The sequence below is a fragment of the Streptomyces niveiscabiei genome (genome assembly GCF_001419795.1).
Taxonomy (GTDB): domain Bacteria; phylum Actinomycetota; class Actinomycetes; order Streptomycetales; family Streptomycetaceae; genus Streptomyces; species Streptomyces niveiscabiei.
The window spans coordinates 1-4,897 of sequence record NZ_LIRL01000662.1; the positions used below are offsets into that span (position 1 = coordinate 1).

3 protein-coding genes are annotated in these 4,897 nt (G+C 71.0%); 2 read left to right on the forward strand and 1 reads right to left on the reverse strand.

Going from position 1 to position 4,897, the window contains the following annotated elements; genetic code table 11:
* Positions 1-107: 107 nt before the first annotated feature.
* The gene (locus AOK24_RS29755; protein WP_079057062.1) at positions 108-2,225 is read right to left on the reverse strand and encodes an endo-beta-N-acetylglucosaminidase; all 2,118 of its coding nucleotides are present in this window, start codon (positions 2,223-2,225) and stop codon (positions 108-110) included.
* Positions 2,226-2,320: 95 nt separating this feature from the next.
* On the opposite strand from AOK24_RS29755, the gene AOK24_RS29760 reads away from it, so the two are divergent.
* Positions 2,321-3,409, forward strand: a complete 1,089-nt coding sequence (locus AOK24_RS29760; protein ID WP_240554199.1) for a LacI family DNA-binding transcriptional regulator — start codon at positions 2,321-2,323, stop codon at positions 3,407-3,409.
* Between the two features lie 155 nt (positions 3,410-3,564).
* Positions 3,565-4,845, forward strand: a complete 1,281-nt coding sequence (locus tag AOK24_RS29765) for an extracellular solute-binding protein (RefSeq protein ID WP_055723136.1) — start codon at positions 3,565-3,567, stop codon at positions 4,843-4,845.
* The last annotated feature ends 52 nt before the right edge of the window (positions 4,846-4,897 follow it).

The following is a 4,897-nucleotide window of genomic DNA, read 5'->3' on the forward strand; positions in this document are numbered from 1 at the left end:
GACTTGGGGGAGAGCGGTGCCGGTCGCCGACGCCGGCGGGGGTGCGGCGAACACGCAGGACAGGACGAGCGCCGCGACGGTCAGCCTGAGGCCCATGCCGTTCCCTCCTACCAGGCCAGCGACGTCGAGGCGGCACAGCTGCGGCGCCCGGTCACGGACACCGCCTCCAGTTCGAGCGTCGTCACCGAGTCACCGTCCCGGTCCAACGGCGACACGCAGTACGCGCCGTCGTACGTCCGCCCCAGCCACCGCCGCCCCCCGGAAGTGCGCCGGAAAATGTCGTACCGAGCCACCCCGTCCGGCAGGAAATCCCAGGTCAGATAGACACTCGCGGCGTCACCGGCCCGCACCGCCCGCTCGACGGCGAACCCGGTCGGGCACCCCGGCGCCGGATCGGGCCCCGAGTCCGCGATCCGCAGCTCGCCCAGGTTCACGGCGATCCCGGCAGCCCCGCCCGCCCCGGCCAGCAGCGAGACGTGGACGGCGACGACCGTACGGCCCGCCCACGCCCCGAGGTTGCCCGTCCACCGCGTCCAACTCCCCGACACCGAACCGGCGTTGACCCACACCACCTCGGCGGGAGCGTCCTCGAACACCAGCCCAAGCCGCAGCGCCGCCGTCCCGGTCGAACCCCGGTGCACCAGCGAGGCGGTCGACGCCGAGGTCAACGGCAGCCGCGTCTTGTAGAGGCGCACGACAGCCGACGCGGACGCCCCGAGAGTGCCGGACAGGCGCAGGGAGTTGCCGCCGTCGTACGCGATCGTGTGGTCGTAGTCCGCGCGGACCGCCGTACTCGGGGCGCCCGCGCCGTCGCGGACCCACCACTGCCAGGTCGGCAGCAGGTCCTGGACGCCGATGTCGAACCAGGGCCGGTCGCCGACCTGTACGCCGTCCACGAAGAACCGCTCGCCGGTGCCGGTGCAGAACCTTGTGACGAACGGGAGTTGGCCGATCACCGACTTCTCGACGATGTGGTGGGCGGTGCCGTCCCAGCCCGCCGGGTCGAGCGGGCTGCCGCTGCTGGGCTGCCGGGTGCGGCCGGTGCGCGAGGGGTCCTCGGCGGGCCCGCACCACAGCTGGCGCTCGCGGGCGTAGACCGGCGCCTGCCGCGCGAGGGTGCTCTTGTCGCCGTCGACCGTGTACCAGACCATCTCCGAGCCGAGGAACGCCCAACTCGTGCGCGGTTCACCGCCGTCGGGGAAGATCGCGCGCGGGTCATAGGGCTGGGCGAAGCGGTACATGCCGATCTCGCTGCCCGCGTACACGACCTGGAACGGGTCGAGGCCCAGGGACTGGGCGTGGGCGCGGGACGCCTGGATCTTGGCCGAGTTCCACCAGTAGTTGAGGAACACGCTGCTGTTGACGCGCTGCCCGCCGGACACGATCCAGGGGGAGTTCACCGAGTTGAACTCGTTCTGGTAGGAGATCCGGCCGTCGATCGTGAGGGAGTCGTACCACTGGAGGTGGAAGCCGGCCGGGGCCTTGCGGGCGAGGTAGGCGAGCATCTCCATCAGGAGCCGCGCCTGGGCCGCCGTGATGGTGGCCTCCTGGTTGACGAAGTATCCGTCGAAGCCGAAGTAGCGGGCCATCGCGATGAGTTGGTCCGCGAGAGGGAACGTGCCCTGCGGGGTCCTCTCCACGATGTCCGCGAAGTTCTCCGGGCGCGGCCAGAACCAACAGCCCAGGCTCAGCACGCCGTTGCGGTGCGCGGCGTCCGTGTAGCCGGGGTTGGGGAGGTTCAACAGGCCGTAGGGCGGGTTGGGTTCGGCGTGGCGGCCGTCCAGCGGGAGGCCGTGCCAGGAGGCGTACAGGTCGGGGTACTGCCAGAAGCGCAGCGCGTACGCCTCGGCGACCGGGCCGTACGGGTAGCCCTCGGTCTCCCAGTCCGGCTGGACGTAGTCGTTGGCGAGGACGGCGAGCCTCGGGCGGGGGTCAAGGCCCCGGCGGGACTGGGTCGGTTCGAAGGGGGCGATGCGCGTCGCGAGGGGGACGCGGGAGCGCAGGTAGCGGGCATGGCGGTCGGTGTCCGGGTGCCACGACTTGATCTGCGGTCCCGAGTAGCCGTGCATCAAAGGAGGTTCGGGGCCGAAGCCCGCCGCCGCGAGGGACTGCGCGTGAGCGGCTGTCGCGGGGAGGGCGGTGGCCAGCAGTCCGGCACCGGCAGCTTGCAGGAGGCTGCGGCGCCGCAGGGATCTCGGTAACGGGCCTGACGCGTCGACGGGCATGGGGGTCCCCTCTCCTCGGTGCGGCGAGAGCCGACACTAAAGCGCTAAAGTGTGTGCCGCAAGAGGGAGTTGACGACGTATCAGGTCGATGGGGCGTGAGCGTCCCGCGCCGGATCACCGAGGTTGCCATGACCGGCCAGGACCGCCGCCCCGCCCGCCGTCCGACGCTTCGCGACATCGCCCGGCGCTGCGGCATCTCCGAAGCCGCCGCCTCCTTCGCCCTCAACGGCCGCCCCGGCGTCTCCGAGGCCACCCGCAGGCGCGTCCTGGAGGTCGTCGAGGAGCTGGACTGGACCCCGCACCCGGCCGCCCGCGCCCTCACCGGCGCCGGGTCATCGACCGTCGGGTTCGTCGTCGCCCGCGACGCCCGGGACGTCGGCACCGAACTCTTCTTCCACCGCCTGATGACCGGCATGCAGACCGTGCTGAGCGGACGGCACTACGGACTGCTGTTCCAGGTCGTAGCCGATGTCGAGGAGGAGATCGCGACCTATCACCGATGGCGGCACGAAGGAAGAGTCGACGGCGTCGTCCTGGTCGACCTGCGGCGGGGCGACCCCCGCCCGGCGGCCGTCGCGGCCCTCGGCCTGCCCGGCGTCGTCGCGGGCGGCCCCGACCCCGGCGGTCACCTGCCCTCCGTACCCGTCGACGACGCCGCCGCGATGCGCGCCGTCATGGGCCACCTGCGGGAACGCGGCCACGACCACGTCGCCTACCTGTCGGGCACCGCCGAGATGCTGCACGTGCACCGCCGCATCGAATCCTTCCAACGCACCGGCCGCGACCTGGAGTTCACCGGCCTGCGGACCCTGTCCACCGACTTCTCCGCGCCGGCCGGCTCGGCCGCCACCGAGACCGCGCTCACCGGCACGCCCCGCCCCACCGCGCTGATCTACGACAACGAGGTGCTCGCCGTCGCCGGTCTGGACGTCCTGCGCCGCCACGCCCTGCGCATCCCGGACGACGTCGCGGTGGTCGTCTGGGAGGACACCCCGGTCTGTACGGCGCTCAGACCCGCGCTCACCGCGCTGCGCCGGGACGCGGTCGGGTTCGGCGCGGACGTGGCCCGGCGACTGCTCGGCCTGCTCGACTCGGAGCCGTCGACCGACCCGGCGGACCTGGTGCCCACGCTGATCGCCCGCGCCAGCACGGGCATCAACTCACCTCAAGATCACGAGAATTGACGGACCATCAGACCCACCCATCCACCCTGTCCCGGCCGTTGACACCCTCAACTTAAGCGCCTTAGTGTCGGCTCTCGCCGTCCCCGGCCGACCCGCCGGGGCAGTGAACGCACGGGAACTCGCCGAACCGACCGATCGACGCGAGGGAGTTCACGATGAGACGTCTCGGCATCGCAGGGGCGATCCTGGTGCTGGCGGGGTGCGGGGTGGGCGGCGGGGACGACTCCGGCGGCGGCACCGACGGACCGGTCGACGGCAAGGTCGCCGGCTCGATCACCTTCCAGACCTGGAACCTCAAGGGCAACTACGCCGGTTACTTCACCGGCCTCGTCGCCGCCTTCGAGAAGGAACACCCCGGCACGAAGGTCAAGTGGATCGACCAGCCCGCCGACGGCTACTCCGAGAAACTCTCCGCCGACGCCGCCGCCGGCACCCTTCCCGACGTCATGGACCTCGGCCCCGAGGCCGGGTACACCCTGGCCGGCGCCGGGAAACTCCTCGACATCGCCAAGGCCGACCCCGCCGCGAAGGCCGACTTCCTCCCCGCCGCCTGGAACGCCATGACCTGGCCGGGCATCGACGGCGGCACCTACGGCTACCCCTTCTACCTCAACACCGGCCCCTCCTTCTTCAACACCGCGCTCATGACCAAAGCGGGCCTCGACCCCAAGGACCTCCCGAAGACCTACGGCGAACTCTTCACCCAGGCCGAGAAGATGGCCGGTTCCGCGAAAGGCGCGTACTCGATGCTCGGCCGCACCCCGGTCATCGAGACCTTCGGGACGTACGGCGTCGAGCTGATGGACAAGGACGCCACCGCGTTCACCTTCAACAGCGCCAAGGGCGTCGAACTCCTCACCCGCTACAAGGAGTTGTACGACGCCGGCGCGCTCACCGAGGACATCCTCAACGAGAAGCAGGTCGGCGAGGTCGACAAGTTCAAGGCGGGGGAGCTGGGTTGGCTGCCCGGCAGCGCCTACAACCTCGCCGACTTCAAGAAGAACGCGCCCGACATCTACCGGAGCGTCGCCATCGGGCCGATCGTCGCCGACGCCGCGCCGAACATGTACATCGAGTCCCTCGCGGTGAGTTCGAGGACCGGGAACGCCGCTACGGCCGTCGCCTTCGCCAAGTTCGCCACCAACCGGGCGAACCAACTCGCCTTCGCCCACCAGGCCGCGATCTTTCCGGCCACCCGGAACACCCTGGACGACCCGTACTTCACGAAGGACGACGGCACCGACGAGGGCCGCGTGCGTGTCGAGGCGGCGGCGCAGATCGGGCGGGCTGTTGTGTACTGGCCGCCTGCCTTCTCGCAGGCCATGGTCGATGAGCTGCGTGAACAGGTCGCGCTTGCGCTGAAGGGGGAGAAGTCGCCGAAGAAGGCCCTCGATGACACGGTGGCGTTCTGCAACGACAAGCTGCGCCGGGCGTGACGGCGGAGGTGGTGAGGGAGGCCGGGGCTGGGAGCGCGGGCCGAGCCGGGGA